The sequence below is a fragment of the Bradyrhizobium sp. BR14999 genome (assembly GCF_056106085.1).
Genome location: NZ_CM148536.1, coordinates 4,069,409 through 4,089,008, shown reverse-complemented (window position 1 = coordinate 4,089,008; position 19,600 = coordinate 4,069,409). Strand labels below are relative to the sequence as shown.

The following is a 19,600-nucleotide window of genomic DNA, read 5'->3' as shown; positions in this document are numbered from 1 at the left end:
ATGCGCCGGTTTCAGCTAATCGAGTTAGCGATCTCTCTCAAAAGAACGGCGAGGCATCAGCCTCGCCGCGCTTCCATTCATTGCGATCGTCAGCGTCGCGCTTAGCGGAGCAGCTGGAGCACGCTCTGCTGCGACTGGTTGGCGAGCGACAGCGCGGAGACCGCGATCGACTGGCGGGTCGACAGCGCCTGGCTGTTGGCCGCTTCCTCGTTGGTGTCGGCAAGCGTCAGGTTGGACGAGCCGGTCTGCAGCACGTTGATCAGGTTCTTGGAGAAGTCCTGGCGCACCTGCACGATCGAGAGATTCGAACCGAGCGCCGAGCCTTCCGACCGCAGTGTGCTCGAGGCGGCGTTCAGGCTGGTCAGCACCCTGTTGGTGGCACCGTTGTCGATGAAGTCCACGCCGTTGACGAGGTTGCTGAGGCCGAGGCCCGCCGCATTGAACACCACACCGTTGATGGCGAGCGTCGAGCTGCCGGTTTCGTTGAAGATGAGCTTCAGCGTATCGCCGTTGAGCAGGTTGACGCCGTTGAAGGAGGCGTCCTGCGACGTCGTATCGATCTGCGCCAGGATGTTGTTGAACTGGTTGACCAGATTCGAGCGCGCAGTCTGCGCGACCGGATCCTGAATCGGCGGCTGGGCGGTCGTGAAGGCCACCACGCCCGTGATCGTACCGCCAACTGCGCCGCCGGCAGTTGTGGAGCCGAGCGTCGAGGAGGCGTACTCGTTGACGGTGGAGATCGTGAGCACGCCATTGGCGTCGATCGTCGCCGTCAGATGGTTCGCCTGCAGCTGGGAGTTCAGCTGATCAAGCGTCTTGACCGTGCCGTTGGTCCCGTCACCGAAGGTGACGTTGACCGGCGTGCCGCCGTTGAAGGAGGTGAAGGTCAGCGTCTTGCCCGAGATGCTGCCCGTTCCCGGTGCGCGACTCGCGGTGAAGGCGGTGCCGGTGCCGGTGGGACCGGTCAGCCCGAACGAGGACAGCGCGTTGCCCGTCCCGGTGATCGACAGATCCGCACCGGTGCCGGTGCTGAGCTTGAGAGCGCCGTTGACGACCGAGGAAAGGGACGAACCGCTCGCTGCGACCACGACGCCGCCGCTGATGATGCCGGCGCCCGTCGCCAGATCGATCGCGTTCAGCGAATCCTGAACGTTCGCGCCCTGGAGATAGACGACGGAATTGCCGCTGCTATCCGTCACGATGTTGCCGACCTTGGTGGAACCCGATGGAGCAGCGGTAGGGACGGCCGCGTTCTTGAACGTGATCGTCTTGCCGTCCACGTTGAGCGTGGAGCCGTCCTGAACAAGCGTGCCCAGCGTCGCTGGGGCCGTCAGACGCGCCTTCGTAGCAGTGACGTTGCCGGAGCCGGTTGCGGTCGTCAGACCGAGCGCCTTGAGGAAGTCGGCCTTGCCGGTGATGCTGAGGTCGGCGCCCGTGCCCGTGGTGAGGGTGAGCTGACCGCCGGCGATGGAGGCGTTGGCGCCTGACGAATTCGACAGCGTCGCAGTGCCGCCCGTGATTGCGGCCTTTTGCACGCCGCTCGCGAGGTCGATCGCATCCATCACGTCCTGAACAGTTGCGGCCGGGGCGGCATTGGTGCCGAGGTAAACGGTCGAGTTGCCATTGCCATCGGTGACGACGTTGTTGTTCTTGCCGGAGCCGGCGGGAACGTTGGCCACTGCCGGCGCAGCGCCGGCCCTGAACGTGATGGTCTTGCCGTCGACGATGAGCACATCGCCGTCCGACGGAGCACCATTCGCCGCGATGGTGGTGTTGCTCGGCGTGCCAAGAAGGGTGAGGCCCACAGCGAGGCTTGCCGCAGTGCCGGCGCCGTCGGGAGCGGCGTTACCAGTCAGGGATTGCGAAATGCCGCCGAGCGTGGTCGCGGCAGTAATCGGCGTCGTACCACCAGCGGTACCGTTGGTGACGACATTGCCGGTCGCCGATGCGCTCGTGTAACTCGTGGTGCCGCGCAGGTCCGCCGGCGTCGCGCCGGGAATCGTGGTCGAGATGTTCGACTTGGTCGAATAGCCCACGGTGGTCTGCAGCGCCTGGTTGGCGATCGACTTGGCGCTATCGATCAGCTTTTGCAGCGAGGTGATGCCGGTGTTGGCCGCCTGCAGCACCTGCACACCGTTATTGATGCCATCGAGCAGGTTGCTGATGTCGCTCGCCCGGTTGTCCAACCCTTGCGCGGTGAAGAAGTTGGTCGGGTTGTCCAGCGCCGTGTTGACCTTCTTGCCGGTCGCCAGGCGCTGCTGCGTCGTGGCCAGCAGGTCGGCCGTCGATTGCAGCGACAACAGGTTCTGGCGAACTGACGCCGAGAGAACGATGTTGGACATTGGCGGATCTTCCTTTTGAACCGGATACGAATCGGGCTCGCCGATCTGGAAAGCGGGCTTTGGTCCAGTTTTAGGGGCTGTCCTTTAAAGTATGGTTAACGGCGACTTAAGGGATAGGGTTAATGCCGGGTTAGCGCCCCTCCCCGCCGAAGAACGCGGAATCTGCGAGGTGTTAACGGCAACAAAAAAGCTGCGGGGCCGAAGCCCCGCCGCTCTCTTTTGTCTTGGAAGTTCAGCTACTTATTAACGGAGCAACTGGAGCACGCTCTGCTGCGACGTGTTGGCCAGCGACAGCGCGGAGACCGCGATCGACTGGCGGGTCGACAGCGCCTGGCTGTTGGCCGCTTCCTCGTTGGTGTCGGCCAGGGTCAGGTTGGACGAGCCGGTCTGCAGCACGTTGATCAGGTTCTTGTTGAAGTCCTGACGCACCTGCACCACCGACAGGTTCGAACCCAGCGTGGAGGCTTCCGAACGCAGCGTGCTCGAGGCCGCATTCAGATTGGTGAGCACCCTGTTCGTCGCGGCGTTGTCGATAAAATCGACACCCTGCACCAGCCCGGCAAGACCCAGACCCTTCGAGTTGAAGGTCACGCCGGTGATGTTCAGGCTCGACTTGCCGGTCTCGTCGAACACCAGCTTGAGCTGATCACCGTTGAGCAGGTTCACGCCGTTGAAGGACGAGTCGACTGACGTCGTGTCGATCTGCGTCATGATGTTGTTGTACTGAGACACCAGGTTGGAACGGGTGGCCTGGGCAACCGGATCAACCGTCGGCGAAGTCGCATTCGACCAGGTCAGGGACGTCGTGATCGTGCCGCCAATCGCGCCGCCAGCGACGGCTGATCCGATCGTCGACGACGCGTAGTCGTTGGTCGCCGAGATCGTGAGCAGTCCGTTGGCGTCGATCGTGGCCGACAGGTTATTCGCCTGGAGCTGAGTGTTGAGCTGGTCCAGAGTCTTGACCGTGCCGTTGGTGCCGTCGCCGAAGGTGACGTTGACCGCCGTGCCGCCATTGAAGGAGCTGAAGGTCAAGGTCTTGCCCGAGACACCGCCGGAAGCCGCGGTGCGGCTGGCGGTGAAGGCGGTGCCGGTGCCGGTCGAACCGTTCAGGCCGAGCGCGGACAACGCATTACCCGAACCGGTGATCGACAGATCCGAGTTCGCTCCGGTCGAGATGTGGAGGGCACCAGCAACCAGCGAGGACGCGGTCTGACCCGTCGCCGTGGTGACCGTCGCCGTACCGCCGGAGTTGGATGCCGTCTGCACGCCGGTCGCAAGATCGACCGCTTTCAGCACGTCGGCGATCGTTGCCTTGTTGAGGTAGACCGTCGAGTTGCCGTTGCCGTCGGTCACGAGGTTACCGGACACGCCCGAGCCGCTCGCAACTTCCGACGCACCCGGCGTGCCGCCGTTCTTGAAGGTGATGGTCTTGCCGTTGACATTCAGGGTCGAGCCGTCCTGCACGAAGGTGCCGAGGCTGGTTCCTGAGGTGAGACGGGCCGCCGAGATCGTGGCACTGCCCGTGCCGGTCGCGGTAGTCAGACCCAACGCCTTCAGGGTGTCAGCCTTGCCCGTGATGCTCAGATCAGCGCCCGTCGAGCTGTTGAGGACCAGCTGGCCGCTGCCGTTGACGCTCGAGGCGGTCTGGCCGGTGTTCGCCGTCAAGGTGCCAGAGACGTTGCGCTGGACACCGCTTGCGATATCGACCGCGGTCAGCACGTCGCCGATTGAAGCCTGCGTCGTGGAGCCGAGATAGACGATCGAGTTGCCATTCGCGTCGGTATAGACGTTGCCGGTGGTCGTGTTGGCGATCGCGGCGACCTTCGTGAAGCCGGTGGGCGCCGTGCCCGGCGCGTCGCCAGACGCGAAGGTAATCGTCTTGCCGTCGACGGTGAGGGTATCGCCCGCAGCCACGCCGGCGTTGGCGTCGCCCACACCCGCGCCGTTCAGGAGTTTGGCCGCCGTGGTCGCCGCGTTGATCGCGGTGCCCGTGACCGTGGCGATGGCCGCGCTGCCCAGCGTGGTGGCCGAGGTCGCAGCCGTGGTGCCGCCGGCAGTGCCGGAGAACAGCACGTTGGAGAGCGCGGTTGCGCTCGAATAGGTCGTGGTGCCGCGCAGGTCGGAAGCCGTCGCACCCGCGATCGTGGTCGAGACGTTGGACTTGGTCGAGTAACCGACCGTGGTCTGCAGCGCCTGGTTCGCGATCGACTTGGCGCTGTCGAGCAGCTTCGACAGCGAGGTGATGCCGGTGTTGGCGGCCTGCAGCACCTGCACGCCGTTGGCGATGCCATCGAGCAGGTTGTTGATGTCGCTGGCGCGGTTGTCGAGCGACTGAGCAGTGAAGAAGTTGGTGGGGTTGTCCAGCGCCGAGTTCACCTTCTTGCCGGTCGACAGACGGGACTGGGTGGTGGCGAGGAGGTCGGCGGTGGACTGGAGGGAGAGCAGGTTCTGACGAACCGATGCGGAGAGAACGATACCGGACATACTGTTACCTTTCTGGTAGCTAACGCGTCTTCGTTCGATCGCTGTTGGATCGAGTGACGCAGGCAGGGTGCGTCGACATGGCTAACAAAGGGTGAAACCGGACTTGTGTCCGTAAGCGGCGGTTCACAATGAGCTCACGGAGACGCTCCGTCAGAAGCAACAATCAAGCTGAGATCGTTGATGTTTTTGGCCCGTTATCTGTCCATTAACCATAACGAACAGTTACCGCTTCACGGCTCATGCAACCGCCTCTCGACAACGTGCGAGCGACAAAAAAACGGCGGGGCCGAAGCCCCGCCGCCGTATTGGGTTTGCGATGTCGGCCGCTATTTAGCGGAGCAGCTGGAGCACGCTCTGCTGCGACTGGTTGGCCAGCGACAGCGCCGAGACCGCGATCGACTGGCGGGTCGACAGCGCCTGGCTGTTGGCCGCTTCCTCGTTGGTGTCGGCCAGCGTCAGGTTGGACGAACCGGTCTGCAGCACATTGATCAGGTTCTTGTTGAAGTCCTGACGCACCTGCACGACGGAGAGGTTCGAACCCAGGGTGGAGGCTTCCGAACGCAGCGTACTCGACGCCGTGTTCAGTTTGGCCAGCACCTTGTTGGTGGCCGAATTGTCGATGAAGTCGGTGCCCTGCACCAGCCCGGCCAGACCCAGACCCTTCGAGTTGAAGGTCACGCCGGTGATGTTCAGGCTCGACTTTCCGGTCTCGTCGAACACCAGCTTGAGCTGATCACCGTTGAGCAGGTTCACGCCGTTGAACGAAGCGTCCAGCGAGGTCGTGTCGATCTGCGTCATGATGTTGTTGTACTGAGACACCAGGTTGGAACGGGTGGCCTGGGCAACAGCGTCAGCAACCGGCGCGGTCGCGTTCGACCAGGTCAAGGTCGAAGTGATCGTGCCGCCGATCGTACCACCAGCGACGGCTGATCCGATCGTCGAGGATGCATAGTCGTTCGTCGCCGAGACCGTGAGCAGGCCGTTGGCATCAATCGTGGCCGTCAGGTTGTTTGCCTGAAGCTGCGTGTTGAGCTGATCGAGCGTCTTGACCGTGCCGCCGGTGCCGTCGCCGAAGGTGACGTTGACCGCCGTGCCGCCATTGAAGGAGGTGAAGGTCAAGGTCTTGCCCGAGACACCGCCGGAAGCCGCGGTGCGGCTGGCGGTGAAGGCGGTGCCGGTGCCGGTCGAACCGTTCAGGCCGAACACCGACAACGCGTTGCCCGTGCCGGTGATCGACAGATCCGAGTTCGCTCCGGTCGAGATGTGGAGGGCACCAGCAACCAACGAGGACGCGGTCTGACCCGTCGCCGTGGTGACCGTCGCCGTACCACCAGAGTTGGATGCCGTCTGCACGCCGGTCGCAAGATCGACCGCTTTCAGCACGTCGGCGATCGTTGCCTTGTTGAGGTAGACCGTCGAGTTGCCGTTGCCGTCGGTCACGAGGTTACCGGACACGCCCGAGCCGCTCGCAACTTCCGACGCACCCGGCGTGCCGCCGTTCTTGAAGGTGATGGTCTTGCCGTTGACATTCAGGGTCGAGCCGTCCTGCACGAAGGTGCCGAGGCTGGTTCCTGAGGTGAGACGGGCCGCCGAGATCGTGGCACTGCCCGTGCCGGTCGCGGTAGTCAGACCCAACGCCTTCAGGGTGTCAGCCTTGCCCGTGATGCTCAGATCAGCGCCCGTCGAGCTGTTGAGGACCAGCTGGCCGCTGCCGTTGACGCTCGAGGCGGTCTGGCCGGTGTTCGCCGTCAAGGTGCCAGAGACGTTGCGCTGGACACCGCTTGCGATATCGACCGCGGTCAGCACGTCGCCGATTGAAGCCTGCGTCGTGGAGCCGAGATAGACGATCGAGTTGCCATTCGCGTCGGTATAGACGTTGCCGGTGGTCGTGTTGGCGATCGCGGCGACCTTCGTGAAGCCGGTGGGCGCCGTGCCCGGCGCGTCGCCAGACGCGAAGGTAATCGTCTTGCCGTCGACGGTGAGGGTATCGCCCGCAGCCACGCCGGCGTTGGCGTCGCCCACACCCGCGCCGTTCAGGAGTTTGGCCGCCGTGGTCGCCGCGTTGATCGCGGTGCCCGTGACCGTGGCGATGGCCGCGCTGCCCAGCGTGGTGGCCGAGGTCGCAGCCGTGGTGCCGCCGGCAGTGCCGGAGAACAGCACGTTGGAGAGCGCGGTTGCGCTCGAATAGGTCGTGGTGCCGCGCAGGTCGGAAGCCGTCGCACCCGCGATCGTGGTCGAGACGTTGGACTTGGTCGAGTAACCGACCGTGGTCTGCAGCGCCTGGTTCGCGATCGACTTGGCGCTGTCGAGCAGCTTCTGCAGCGAGGTGATGCCGGTGTTGGCGGCCTGCAGCACCTGCACGCCGTTGGCGATGCCATCGAGCAGATTGTTGATGTCGCTGGCGCGGTTGTCGAGCGACTGAGCAGTGAAGAAGTTGGTGGGGTTGTCCAGCGCCGAGTTCACCTTCTTGCCGGTCGACAGACGGGACTGGGTGGTGGCGAGGAGGTCGGCGGTGGACTGGAGGGAGAGCAGGTTCTGACGAACCGATGCGGAGAGAACGATACCGGACATACTGTTACCTTTCTGGTAGCTACGCGTCCTGTTTGACCGAGATTGATCAAACGACCGGCGGACGGTGCGTCCAAGCCTCTAACAATCCGTGAAATGAAACCGCCGGTTTCTCCGCGTCGCGCTCCAAGCGCCTATCCCTGACTCCAGGCTCCGGGCATCTCATCTCTGCAATACGTTGACATCATTGTCGTTTTGAGCATGAGCGCGGATGTTTACGAGCCGTTAACCACATTCAGCAAGGATCAGACCCAAATCAGAGTCGGCAATCGCCGTTCACTGGCGAGCGCGCCACTCGTTAGAAAAGGGTTGATGGAGAACAGGCATGGCTCTCAAGGTCGAACTCAAACCGCACGAGCGCATCATCGTCGGAAACTCCGTGATCACCAACACGGACCAGCGCGCCCGCCTTCTGATCGACGGCGAGAACGTGCCGATCCTGCGCGAGCGCGACATCCTAACGCCGGAGACTGCCAACACTCCTGCCAAGCTAGTCTATCTGGCGGTTCAACTCATGTATATCTCGCCGGATCCGCAGACACAGCACGGCACGTATTTCAACCTCGTGCGCGACATTGTCACCGCGGTGCCGAGCTCCTGGCCGATCATCGAGGGCATCAACAACAACATCATGAGCGGCGACCTCTACCGGGCGCTGAAAGAGGCCCGCAAACTAATCGCCTATGAAGAGAAGCTGCGCGACCAGTACGAGGCCACACATCCCAAGAGCGACGTCAGCTCGGCCGCCTGACCGCGCCCATCCAAACCCTCCGAACGACAACGGCCCCGGATCATCTCCGGGGCCGTTGCCGTTTTGATCTGCGCCTGCGGCTCACTGCGCCGCGAGTGGGGGCGCCTCGACCTCGATCACGCCGCCGCTCCGGCGTCCGCCGAACTCCAGCACGGCCGCGACGAGCGCATCGATGTCGGTCTCGTCGGTGCGGTGATTGACGATCGCGGCGCGGATCGCGAACTTGCCGTCCAGCGTCGTGCTCGATGGGGCCGCGACGCCCGACTCCTGAATGTCGGCGACGATCTCACGGTTGACCGCATCATCGGCGCGGTAGCGGAAGCAGACGATGTTGAGATTGACCGGCGCCAGCGATTCCAGCCGTGGCTCGGCCAGAATGCGCGCCTCCAGATATTTTGCCAGCGCGCAGCTTCGCGCGATCACCGCACCAAGCCGATCGGTGCCGAACGTCTTCAACGTGAACCAGGTCTTCAGCGCACGGAAGCCGCGCGACAGATCCGGGCCGAGATCGCAGGGCCAGACCGCGTCCGCCGCAAGTCCCCTCGCCTCGCGGCGCAGATAGGCCGCAGGCTGCGCAAAGGCCTGCCGATGCTGCTCGCCGTCGCGCACCAGCAGGAAGCCGGCATCGTAGGGCACCTGTCCCCATTTGTGGAAGTCGAGCGCAATGGAATCCGCAAGCTCGATGCCGCCCAGCAACGGCGCGAGCTCGGATGACAGGATGGCGAGCGCACCGAAAGCGCCGTCGACGTGAAACCAGATCCCTTCCTCGCGGCACAGCTCCGCGATTGTCCTGAGATCGTCGATCGCGCCGACATCCACCGTGCCGGCCGATGCCACCACCAGGAACGGCTTGAAGCCGACCTCGCGATCGACCGCGATCTGCGCACGAAGCGCGGCAACATCGATGCGATGATCGGCATCGACACCGATCTTGCGTAGCGCGTCCATGCCGAGCCCGGCAATGTCCATCGCCCTCGAGATGCAGCCATGTGCAGCGTGCGACGTATAGGCCGTAAGCAGTGCGCCGTCATTGCCGATGCCGTGCTGGCGCGCCAGCGTGCCGAGTGCATTCGTACGTGCCACCAGCACCGCCATCAGATTGGCCATCGACGTGCCCGTGACGAAGATGCCGCTCGCGTCTTCCGGAAATGCGAACAGGCGGCGCATCCACGCCACGATCTGGCGCTCGACCTCGATCGGCATGTGGTCGCGTCCGCCGAGATTGGCATTGAGGCCGGCTGCCAGCATCTCCGCGAGCATGCCGACTGCAGTGCCGCCGCCATGGACCCAGCCCATGAAGCCCGGGTGGACGTTGCCGGTCGCATAGGGCGCGACATGCTCGGCAAATTCACGATAGACATCGGCAAGGTCGCTCGCCTCGCGCGGCACGTCGGCCTTGAATGCCGCGCGGACCTCATCGGGGATCGGCTGCCACACCGGACGCGCCCGAACGTTGGCGATGCCATCGATCGCCTCGTCCAGCATGCGATGGGCCAGCGCGCGAAATTCGCTCCAGTCCTGCGGATCGAGCGAGCTGTGGGTGACGGAGCTTGGCGTGCTGCGGATGATCTCGTTCATGTTGCACTTCCCTTGCCCGCTCGCGCATGCCGCGACAGCATCGCCGTGAACGCCGCAAATATCTTGCGCATCTGCGGCGGCTTGTACGGAAACACGACCGGCGAATCCATGTTGTGCACGACGGCGGTATTGTCGGCTTCGAACACCAGGAGCTCGCCGTTCTGGTTCTCGGCGCAGTCGACGATGAAATAGTCGAGGCCGACGCGCCTGCTCATCTGCTCGAGCGCGCTCTTGTGGCGCGCCGCAAAGGCGTGGTCGAAGTCGAGCATGAAGACGGCTTCCTCGGCCCGCTTCTCTTCGCTGAACGCCATGTAGGCGTTGAGATACCAGATGTCCCAGCGATCGGCGATCGCCATGTGGCAGGCGTAAGGCTTGCCGTCGACCATGGCGAGGCGATATTTGCGGTAGAGCCCGTCGGGGCTGACATAGTCGACGAAGCGCGCGACGAAGAAGTCCTGCTCTTTCCGTTCGGCGAGATAGGCCACGAGCGCCGCCGCATCAATGAGCTTCGCGAGCCCGACACCGGCATGCGATCCGCGCGGCCGCGCGATCATCGGAAAGTGCAATTCGTCCGCGATGGCCGCGCATGCGATCCGCCCCTGCGCGAGATCCGACAATTGCGCACGCGTGGCGTGGACGGTCGCGGGAATGTCGAGGCCGGGCACACCGGTCAGCAGCCGATAGAGCTTGTCGCGATCGAGGTTGCCGATGAGATCGGGGCGATTGAGCAGCGGCCGCGGCCAGTGTGGCGCGGCCTTCTCGATCAGCGCGAGCGCGTCCCGGCATTCCTCGGAATCGGATGCAATCACGATGGCGACGTCGTGCTCGGGCAAGTTCTCGGGCAGACCGACGCCCTTGACCACGTAGAGCGTCAACAGCTCGATGTCGGAGCCTTCGAGCAGGAAATCGATCGGCGTGTTGCCGCCCATGTCGATGTCGGCTGCAAGCGCGAGCACGCGCAAGCCCGGCTTCGGAGCCGCGCTAGGCGTACGAAACAACTGATGGAAGGTCAGCACCTCCGATTGGATCGCAAGCCCCGCCGCCTTGTCGCCAAGGAGCTGGACGATCAGCGACAAATCCAGGCCTTCGCCCGCCTGCGCCGTCCCCTCCGTGATCCGGACGACGAGTTGGTCGCGCAACGGCTGCAAATCGACACCTTCGAAGGCCTGGCGCGTCAACTGCGCAAAGCCGATACGGTCGGCAAAGTTGGCTACGGAAACCGGCTGCTGCATCTCACACCTCGAACGCGGACTTTGCCGGCACGGGCGCCGCCGCGCCACGATCAAGCAACAGCTCGATCTTCACCAGGACGACGGCGACGCGATCGAGCACGTGCTGCAAATTGCGTCGCGCCTGCACCATGTCCGGGGACCAGATCTCGGTCACGAGCCGTGCGCCGACGCAGAGGCGCAATGCGGCCAGCGGGGCCTCGTCCTGGCGCTCCAGCCGGACCGGCTGGCCGACCAGGCAGCGCTGCGCGGCGACCTGCCGGTCCGCCGTGCTGCCGCCGATCTCTTCGTTCATGTCACGCGCCAGCGCCTGATGAACGGCGCCGGTCTCCGCGATCGAGATCGGCTTGCCGTCGCGCAGCAGCAGAAACGGAAAGATCGTAGTTTGCGCGAACTCCTCGTCGTCGACACCAACCTTCCCGATTCCGGCTGGAACGGAGCGAAGCGACGGCGACAGCGCGATCATGCTGTCGATGCCGGCCGCGAGCTCGACCAGTGCCCTGGCGCGAAATGCACCTGGCACTGCATAGTAGCTGCCGATCTCGGCCAGCGCCCCCTCCCAGCGCAACCATTGGCCGAAATTCGGCCGGCGCTCGAAGCGCGAACGCAGGATCGTCCAGGCCATCGGCCAGTCGCAACGGCCGGCATAATCGAAAAAGCCAGGCGCGATCGCCTCGACCCGGTCGAGCGACCGCGAAAAGCCTTTCGGGACGAGCAGCGCGCCGCTGAAGGCCGGTCCGCCGAAGAATTTCGAGCCGGTGATCAGCACGAGGTAACCGCGGTCGAGATAGGAGCGCAGCCGGCGGCGGCCGAGCCGGGCCTGACAGGCATCGACGACAATCTGAACCTTGCGCGGCCAGCGCCGCGCGATCTCGTCGAGGCAGGCCGCGCTCGGCGCGCGCCAGCCGAGTTTCGAGGCATCCATAATCTGAAGCAGCACCGGCGCGCCCTGCGCGATCGTGGCCTCGATCGCGCGCAGCACCGCAGCATCCGCGTCCGCGCGCATCGCGATCCCAGGCCCCGCTTCGCGCAATGGCAGCGCGATACTGGCGCCGGCCAGCCCCGCAACCGCGCCGTCCTTGCGGACCGCAAAGCCGCTCGCCGTCATGGAGCTGAAATGGTGTCCACGCGCGGTATGGATCGTCCCGCTTCCGGTCTGGTCGGCGCCGACCACGATCGTCACCGGCGGCGCGCCGAGCACCGCGCGCGCCACGAACAGGGCGTGGAGCTGGGAATCCGTGCCGGACGGCGAGAACACCACATCGACGCGCGGCGAGAGCTGGAAATGGCCGCGCAACTCCTCGCGCATGCCTTCACAGCGCGCATCGAAGGCGATCTCGACCTCGTCGAACAGGCACTTGTGCATCAGCTCTTCGCGCGCGAGCGCGGCGCGATCATAAGCCGCTTGCGAGATCGTCGATGCGGTCGAGGAGGCGAAATTCCAGATCCCCGGCTCCGGCGAGGCCGCGCAGCCATAGGCGTTGACGCGATCCCTGGCGTCGAGCGCCAGCCGCGGATCTCCGCCGGAGACGAGCAGCGTGTCCAGCGGTGTGAAGAGATCGCGCAGGCGGTAGCGCGGGCCGTCCTCGGATGCGCGTTCCGGTGCTGACAGACGGGATGCGCCAGCGCTCATCCCGAAAGGCTCACGCCGCATCGGCCGCCGCCGCTGCGGGCGCGGGCGCGAATTGCGAGGCGATGTCGCCGTGGAACACCGACGGTCCGACGTGATCGAGCGAGCTCTGGATGTCGGCCCAGATCTCGCCGCCGATGTCGGTCCAGCGCTTGCAGAAGGCGAAGTCCTCGGAAAGATATGTGCCGGTCGCCGGATCGATCATGCATTCGAACAGCGCGAACCGGTTCGGGCTCGCCGCCAGCATATCGTGCGAATGCTCGCGGACGAATTGCAGAGCTGCATAATTCGGGTGACGGCACATCGCGTCCAGCACGTGGCGCCGGATCATCAGGAAGCCGGTGCCGGCATAGCGCACACGGGTGAAGCCGTTGACGACCACGATGCGGTCGGGATCCTCGATCTCCAGCACGTAGTCGAGCGAGGCCGCCGGCACATCGGCGCGGCCGGCCTCGACCGCGCGCTTCGCCTTGTCCCAGTTGACCCGCTTGATCGGATAGCAGCCGGCGACGACGTCGGCGCCGCATTCGATCAGCCGGAACACCTGCTCCGGCCTGAAGCCGATGTCGGCATCGATGAACAGGAAATGCGTCGCCTTGGGATCGTCTAGGAACATCGCGACCAGATTGGCCCGCGCGCGCGTGATCAGCGCGTCGCCGTCGCGCAAGTGCACCTTGAGCTCGAGATTGGACATTCCGTGCACGGCGCGCTGGAGCGCGAAGATCGAGCTCGCATAGATGCTCGACACCTGCCCGCCGAAGCATGGCGTTGCCACCACCAATTGCATCTTGTCCGACATCGGCAGCCCCGCCCCGCTCCAATCCTCACCAAGAGGTAAAGAGGCATGGTTAACGGCGCCTTAACGCGACCCTACAAGAACTTGACGAGCGAGAGCTGCGCCAGGTTCGAAGTCACCTGGTAGGACGCCTGGAGCGCGTTCTGGAGCGCCAGGATCTCGCTCGCGACCTGGTCCGGCGAGGCCGATTCCGCCTGGTCGATGATGGTCTGGAGCTGCGCCTTGGCCTGGGTCTGGCGCGTGGTCGCGTCCTTCATCGTGTTCTGGGCCATCGCGATGTCGGTCTGGATGTCCTCGATGCGCTGCTGCCCGGGCTGCTGGGTCAGCGCCTGCGTCACGCGCAGGCTCAGCGCGGAAACCTGCCCGCCCGAATACTGCCCGGTCGGCGAGGTCGAGAAAGTCCCGAACACTGCGATCGCCTGCAATTGCCGGCGGATCGCATCTTCATTCGCCTGGGCGCCATACTGCACCGTGACGGCATCGTCGACCCGCGCCATCGCCGTCGAGCGCGGCGAGCCCGGCCCGTCATTGCCCAAATACCATTTCACCGTATTGGCCGAGCCGTTCACCAGCGTGGTTGCCGAGCTCGCCGGCGACGAGCCGACGCGCAGCGGCGGTTGCGTGGCGGTCACAGGCGTCGAACTGAAACCGAGCGAGCTCAGCGCCCCCGTATTCGAGCTCGTGATGTTGAGGCTCGCCGCATCGTCGGTGTTGATCGTGATCGAACCGCCATGGACCGTCGAGGGCTTCGACGTCCCCGTGATCTGGTCGATCTTGCTCAGCAGGGTCTGGATGCCGTCGGTGACGTTCATCTGGTTGCCGGTCGCGCCCGAGCTGACGAAGGTCAGCGTGGTGCCGTTGATGGTGATGGTGTCGCCGGCGACGAAGCCCGGCGAGATCGAGTCCGAGGGGCTCGCGCCGGACAGTGCCGTCGCGCCGGTGACGGGCGCCGGCGGCGCAGCCTGGCTGTTGACGGGCGTGCCGATCGCAGAGCTCGCCGTGTTGAAGAAATTGTCGCCGGCGACGACCGCGGATGCCGCCACCAGCGAGGTGTTGGCGAGCTTGGTGATCGCCGTGTTCAGCGCCGTGTTGAGGTTCGCGGCGGTGTTGTTCGGGTTGACGGGGACGCTCGCATCGATCGCGAAGCTGCCGAGCGGGGTCGGCGTCACCGTCGACGCGGTCAGGTCGATCTGCTCGGTCGTGCCGTCCGGCAGCGTGAACTGGACGCTCAGCTTGTCGCCATTGTTCGGGTTGACGCCGTTGAGATTGACCGAGAACGACACCGGCGAGCCGCTCGGGCCGGTGATAGTCGCACCGGTCAGCGTCGAAGAGACCGCCTTGATCTTGAGCCCGAACGGCGATCCCGCGGCGTCCTCCGACACCTGCACCGAGCTCGGCGTCGGCTGCGTCTGCACCAGGCGGCCCATGCCGTTGGCGCCGAGGTCGGCGGCCTGGCGCTCGGCCATGACGGTCTTGAACCCCGCCTGCGTCGTGGTGCCGTTGATGATGTCGCCGGCATCCGCAACCGACTGGGTGTTGACGGCCGTTCCGGAGAATAGATAGCGGCTGCCCGTCTGCGTGTTGAGAACGCCGACCATCGAGCCGAACTGGGCGGCGGCGGTGTTCTGCGCGACCGTCTGGCCGTTGACGTTGAGGTCTTGCGCGGTGCTGGCCGAGCCCGTCTGCACCGTGTTGCGGATCTTCGTCAGCGACTGCAGCGCGGTATTGGCGAGGTTGATGCTGACATTGACGTTGGTGATCGTGTCGGTATAGGCGGCGATGTTGGAGAGCTGCGCGCGCCCGGCGATCGCAAAGCCCTCGTTGGTGCCCATGCCGGAATAGTTCTGCGACAGCTTGCCGGTCGAGAGCTGCGTCGACAGGTCGGTGAGCTGCTGATTGATGTTGCGGATCTGCGAGCCCAGAACCGACGACGAGTAGTTGATGCTGCTGATCGACATCTTTCAGAGCCCTGTTACTTCTTACCCTTGAGCCTGGAGCAACGTGTTCATCATGCTCTGCACCACCGACATCACGTGAGCGTTGGCGGCATAGGCATTCTGGAGCTGGATCAGGTTCGACATCTCCGAATCCAGATTGACTTTGGAGGTCGAGTCGAACTTCGCCTGGAGCGTCGAGACCACCACGCTTTGGCCCTGCTGGAGCTGGGTCGCCTGGGTCGCGGCGTTGGCCTGGATGCTCAGGAACTGCTGGAGGTAGTTCGAAACGCTGCCGGTGAAGGGCTGGTTCGCCGAGCCGAGGCCGGTCTGCGGCGAATAGGAGAACACCGCATTGGTGAGCTGCGAATAGAGATAGTCCGAACGCGTGGTGTCGCCCGCGGGCGTCACCGGCGAGGTGTTGTAGACCGACAGCCGGGTCGGATCGGAAACCAGCTGCGTGTTCACGGCGATGCGCCCGGCAAGGCCGGTCATCTGCGAGCCCGACGCGGTGATCGCACCGGTGTAGAGCGCCTGCCCGCCGTCGGTGAACAGCGGCAGTTGCGGATTGCCCGACGTCAGCGACGAGATCGTCTTGGTGGTCGAGGCCGAATTGATCTTGGCAAGACCGGTGTTGTCATCGGTCACCCGCAGGGTCGTGGCTGTCGCCGGCGACGGGGCGGCGGCGAACGACAGATGCGTGCCCGATAGCGCGGTGTTGAGCGCAGAGGCGATCGCTCCCATGCCGCCGGAGAAGTTGACACCGATCCGCATCGGGTTGGCATTCGTCGCGTTCTGCAGCGGCAGCGCCGCCGGATCGGTCACGTTGACCAGCGTGATCTGGCGCTGGGTGTTGGTCGCCGTGTCCGTGTAGGTGATGTTGACGGTATTGCCCGGCTGCGCACCGGCAAGGTCGAGATCGAATCCGGCCGGTGGGCCCGAGACCGTGCTGCCGGCCGTGGTCTTGTCGGACAGCGCGCTCGACATCGTCGCAGCGAGTTGATCGAGCTGGGTCTGCGCCTGCACCAGGGTCTGGTCGCGCAGCTTCAGATCGGCCGCGATCTGGCCGGAAGAAACTACGTTGTTGGCGACGACGTCGAGCTGCGAGCCATTCGGCAGCTTGATCGTGAGCGCGCCGACACCGGACTTGGCCGGATCGATGTTATAGAGCGAAGTTGCCGAGAGCGCGCCGGTGGACGCAAAAGAGAATTGCGAGGCAAGCCCGGCGCCGACGAGCTGAATACCTGTCGTGGTGTAGATGTTGGCCTGGTTCGAGCCGTCGGTGGTGACGCGGACGTCAACATATTTCGACAGCGTGTTGATGGCCTGGTCGCGCTGGTCCATCAGCGTGGCCGCCGAGGGATCGTTGGCCGACAGGCCCTGGAGCTTGGTGTTGATATCGGCGACCTTCTGCATCGCCGCGTTGGCCTGCTGTGCCGAAGTGCCGAGATCCTGCTCGACGTTGGAGCGCAGCGACTGGATGCCCTTGGTGGTGACGTTGAGCTGCTGTGCCAGTGCCTGTGCCGCGCCCAGCGCAACGGTCTGGGCCGACGAAGCGCCCGAGCTGGTCGACAACGCCTGGAGCGCCGTGGTGAATTTGTTGAGCGCGCTTTCGAGCGTGCCGTCATTGCCCGGCGTACCATAGACATTCTGAAGCTGCTTCAGGATGTTGGCCATCTGGTCGGCGTAACCGCTGCCGCCGGTCTCGGTCCGCAGCTGGTTCAGCACGTAGCTGTCGAGCTCGCGGCTGACACCGGTGGTCATCGCCGTCGAGCCGAAATCGCCGGTGGTGACCTCGATCTGGTTCGGCGTCTGGACGACGTAACCCGGCGTCTGCGAATTTGCGACGTTCGAGGAGACGATCGACAGCGCGGCCTGGTTGGCACGCAGACCGCTCATCGCGCTGGCGAGGGCTGAACTCAAACCCATATCACTGACCCGCCTTTGGTTACGTTACGCGCCGATCAGCGCAACACGTTCAAGAGGTCCTGCACCATCGAATTCGCGGTCGTGATCACCTTGGTGTTGGCCGAATAGGCCTGCTGGGTCACGATCAGCTTGGTGAATTCGTCGGCGATGTCGGTGTTGGATCCCTCCAGCGACGAGCCGCTGATGGTGCCCGAAGCGCCGTCGATGGCGTCTCCCGACTGTTCAGTCGCGGCATAGGCGCCGCCATCGAGCGCCTTCAGATAGTTGGTGCCGTTGAAATGCGACAGCTGCACCTGAGCGAGGTTGAGGTTCTGGCCATTGGAGAAGGTGCCGACCACGATGCCATTGTTGTTGACGGCAACCGAGCGGAGCTGACCGGCGGCATAGCCGTTCTGGGTGATGGTGTTGATGGTCACCGCGCCGCTCGTGCTGGCATATTGCGTCAGCCCGCCCGAGGAGATGTTGAAGGCGACGGAGCCGAGCGATTGACCGCTCACGCTGACATTGTTGATGGTGATGCCCGAGCCGCTCGGCGAGGTCAGCGAGCCGTCGGCGGCAAAAGTGAAGGCCTGGCCGGTGTTGACCCAGCCGACCGTCGTACCAGTCGCATTCGGGTCGGTCTGGTAGAACAGGTTCCAGGTATCGGAATGGCCCGCACCCAGCGAGGCGCTGTCGGTCTTGGCCCAGCGCAATTGCAGGTTCACCGGCGTGCCCGCGGCGTTGTAGGCGGTCACCGCACCGCCGCTGATCGATTCCTTGGTGAAGGTGGCGATATCGTTGCCGATCACACCGCCGGTACCGGCGGTGCCGCCACCGTCGCGATTCTTGGTGATGGTCGAGGTGAAGCCGAGCGCGGCGAAGGCAGCGCTGTTCGAACTCGACACCGTGAGGTTGGAGACGGTGCCGGTGTTCAGCGTGATCACGCCACCGCTGCTCACCGACGACCCCGATCCGCCGGAGAGCGCGTCGATCTTGCCGAGCAGCGTCGTGATGTTGTCTGTGATGTTGATCTGGTTCGGGCCCGAGGCACCCGAGGCGACGAAGGTCAGCGTCTGGCCGTTGACGGTGATCGTGTCGGCGGGCGGGCCTGCCGAAAAACCCGACGAGAGCACTTGGGCGCCGCCGGCGGTCGCCGTGCCGCTCAGCACCGTCGCGCCCGAGATCGCGGGCGAGGACAGCACGTTTCCGCCGCGCGTCACGCTGCTGATGCCGAGCGCGGTGGCTGCCGTGCCGCTGCCCACCGCCACGTCGGTGCCGGTACCGCTGGAGATCATGATGTTGCCGCTGGCGGAGAGCGACGCCGTGACGCCGGCACCGCCGGCAGTCTGGATCGCGTTCAGGATGTCGGCCACCGTGGCCGTCGTGCCCGCACCGAGACCGATCGTGGTGTTGCTGCCGACCGTCGAGACCGTGGTGCCGGCATTGAAGGTGATCGTGTTGCCGTTGATGGTCAGCGTCTGGCCGCTCAACGCGGTGAGAATGCTGGAGGCGAGATGCGTGCCGACCGTGTTGTCGAGGGACGTGGTGGTCGAGGCGACCGCGGACGAATTGTTCTGCAGCGCAACCGTGCCCGTCGCCGTCGTCGACGTGTAGGCCGAGCGGACGTTGCCGGTCGCCGCCGCACCGGACACCTTTGCGTTGGTATAGGGTGCGGGCGGTGTGCCGACCGGCAGCGGGTTGGCGGCGAAATCGGACGGGTTTAGTCCACCAGCCGCCAGCAGCGTGCCGGTCGCCGCGGTCGTGCTCGCCACCGTGTTCGGCTGCGTCGGCAGGTTCGCGGCGTATTGGATCGAGGTGGTCGCCTGCGCCGGAATGAAATTGTTCTGGAATTGCAGGACGGTCGCCACGTTGCCCTGCGGATTGCCCGTCTTCGGGTCGACCGTGACGCCCATCAGGTAATAGCCGGCGCCATTGACCAGATTGCCGTTGGCATTGAGCTGGAAGTCGCCACGCCTGGTGTAGTAGGTGACCCCGGTGAACACCGGCACGTTGTCGACGACGCCGCTCGCTTTCTGGATCGAGAAGAAACCGTCGCCTGTGATCGCCATGTTGGTGGCGACGGTGGACGATGAGATCGTGCCCTGCGTCGTGATGGTGGCCTTCGCGTTGGCCGTCACGCCGCCTGCGACCTGCTTGCTCGGCACGGATGAGTCGGGAATGAGATCGACGAAGCTGGTGCCGATGCCCTTGTAACCGGTGGTGGACGAGTTCGCGATGTTGCCGGAAATGTTCTGAAGCGCGAAGGACTGCGCCTGCAAGCCACCCACCGAGGTGTTCATTGCATCGAAGATACCCATAACTTTGTCTCCAAATCCGATCTCGGCGGCGCCGACCCGTGGCCGCAATCGGGAGAGACAGT

General features: G+C 64.6%; 11 protein-coding genes. 1 reads left to right on the top strand and 10 read right to left on the bottom strand.

Annotated features, from left to right (window positions below; translation table 11 throughout):
- Positions 1-101 precede the first annotated feature (101 nt).
- From ACR9YP_RS18685 to ACR9YP_RS18675, 3 genes are all read right to left on the bottom strand, one after another.
- Positions 102-2,342 carry a DUF1522 domain-containing protein gene (locus ACR9YP_RS18685; RefSeq protein WP_474220756.1) on the bottom strand — a complete coding sequence of 747 codons (2,241 nt, stop codon included), beginning with the start codon at positions 2,340-2,342 and terminating at the stop codon, positions 102-104.
- Positions 2,343-2,585: 243 nt separating this feature from the next.
- Positions 2,586-4,826 carry a DUF1522 domain-containing protein gene (locus tag ACR9YP_RS18680; protein WP_474220755.1) on the bottom strand — a complete coding sequence of 747 codons (2,241 nt, stop codon included), beginning with the start codon at positions 4,824-4,826 and terminating at the stop codon, positions 2,586-2,588.
- Between the two features lie 330 nt (positions 4,827-5,156).
- Entirely contained in the window at positions 5,157-7,397 is a 2,241-nt protein-coding gene (locus ACR9YP_RS18675) for a DUF1522 domain-containing protein (RefSeq protein WP_474220754.1), read from the bottom strand.
- A 322-nt stretch (positions 7,398-7,719) separates the two neighbouring features.
- On the opposite strand from ACR9YP_RS18675, the gene flbT reads away from it, so the two are divergent.
- Positions 7,720-8,145, top strand: coding sequence for a flagellar biosynthesis repressor FlbT (flbT, locus tag ACR9YP_RS18670; RefSeq protein ID WP_474220753.1), 426 nt, complete (start codon positions 7,720-7,722; stop codon positions 8,143-8,145).
- 81 nt (positions 8,146-8,226) lie between these two features.
- Here the strand turns inward: flbT and ACR9YP_RS18665 are convergent, their stop codons facing one another.
- The 7 genes from ACR9YP_RS18665 to ACR9YP_RS18635 all read right to left on the bottom strand — a co-directional run bounded on the left by ACR9YP_RS18665 (position 8,227) and on the right by ACR9YP_RS18635 (position 19,538).
- The gene (locus tag ACR9YP_RS18665; RefSeq protein ID WP_474220752.1) at positions 8,227-9,723 is read right to left on the bottom strand and encodes a pyridoxal phosphate-dependent decarboxylase family protein; all 1,497 of its coding nucleotides are present in this window, start codon (positions 9,721-9,723) and stop codon (positions 8,227-8,229) included.
- Positions 9,720-10,955 (bottom strand): ATP-grasp domain-containing protein, encoded by a 1,236-nt coding sequence (locus ACR9YP_RS18660; RefSeq protein WP_370991110.1) that lies wholly within the window; start codon positions 10,953-10,955, stop codon positions 9,720-9,722. Before ACR9YP_RS18660 ends, ACR9YP_RS18665 begins: the two co-directional genes overlap by 4 nt.
- 1 nt (position 10,956) lies before the next feature.
- Entirely contained in the window at positions 10,957-12,606 is a 1,650-nt protein-coding gene (locus ACR9YP_RS18655; RefSeq protein ID WP_474220751.1) for a hypothetical protein, read from the bottom strand.
- Positions 12,596-13,381 carry a hypothetical protein gene (locus ACR9YP_RS18650; protein WP_474220750.1) on the bottom strand — a complete coding sequence of 262 codons (786 nt, stop codon included), beginning with the start codon at positions 13,379-13,381 and terminating at the stop codon, positions 12,596-12,598. The genes ACR9YP_RS18655 and ACR9YP_RS18650 overlap by 11 nt, the downstream gene beginning before the upstream one ends.
- Before the next feature lie 71 nt (positions 13,382-13,452).
- Entirely contained in the window at positions 13,453-15,336 is a 1,884-nt protein-coding gene (locus ACR9YP_RS18645) for a flagellar protein (RefSeq protein WP_474220749.1), read from the bottom strand.
- Between the two features lie 21 nt (positions 15,337-15,357).
- The gene (flgK, locus tag ACR9YP_RS18640) at positions 15,358-17,241 is read right to left on the bottom strand and encodes a flagellar hook-associated protein FlgK (RefSeq protein WP_474220748.1); all 1,884 of its coding nucleotides are present in this window, start codon (positions 17,239-17,241) and stop codon (positions 15,358-15,360) included.
- A gap of 35 nt (positions 17,242-17,276) precedes the next feature.
- A complete protein-coding gene (locus tag ACR9YP_RS18635) occupies positions 17,277-19,538 on the bottom strand; it encodes a flagellar hook-basal body complex protein (RefSeq protein WP_091898993.1) in 2,262 nt (753 codons plus the stop codon).
- Between the last annotated feature and the right edge of the window lie 62 nt (positions 19,539-19,600).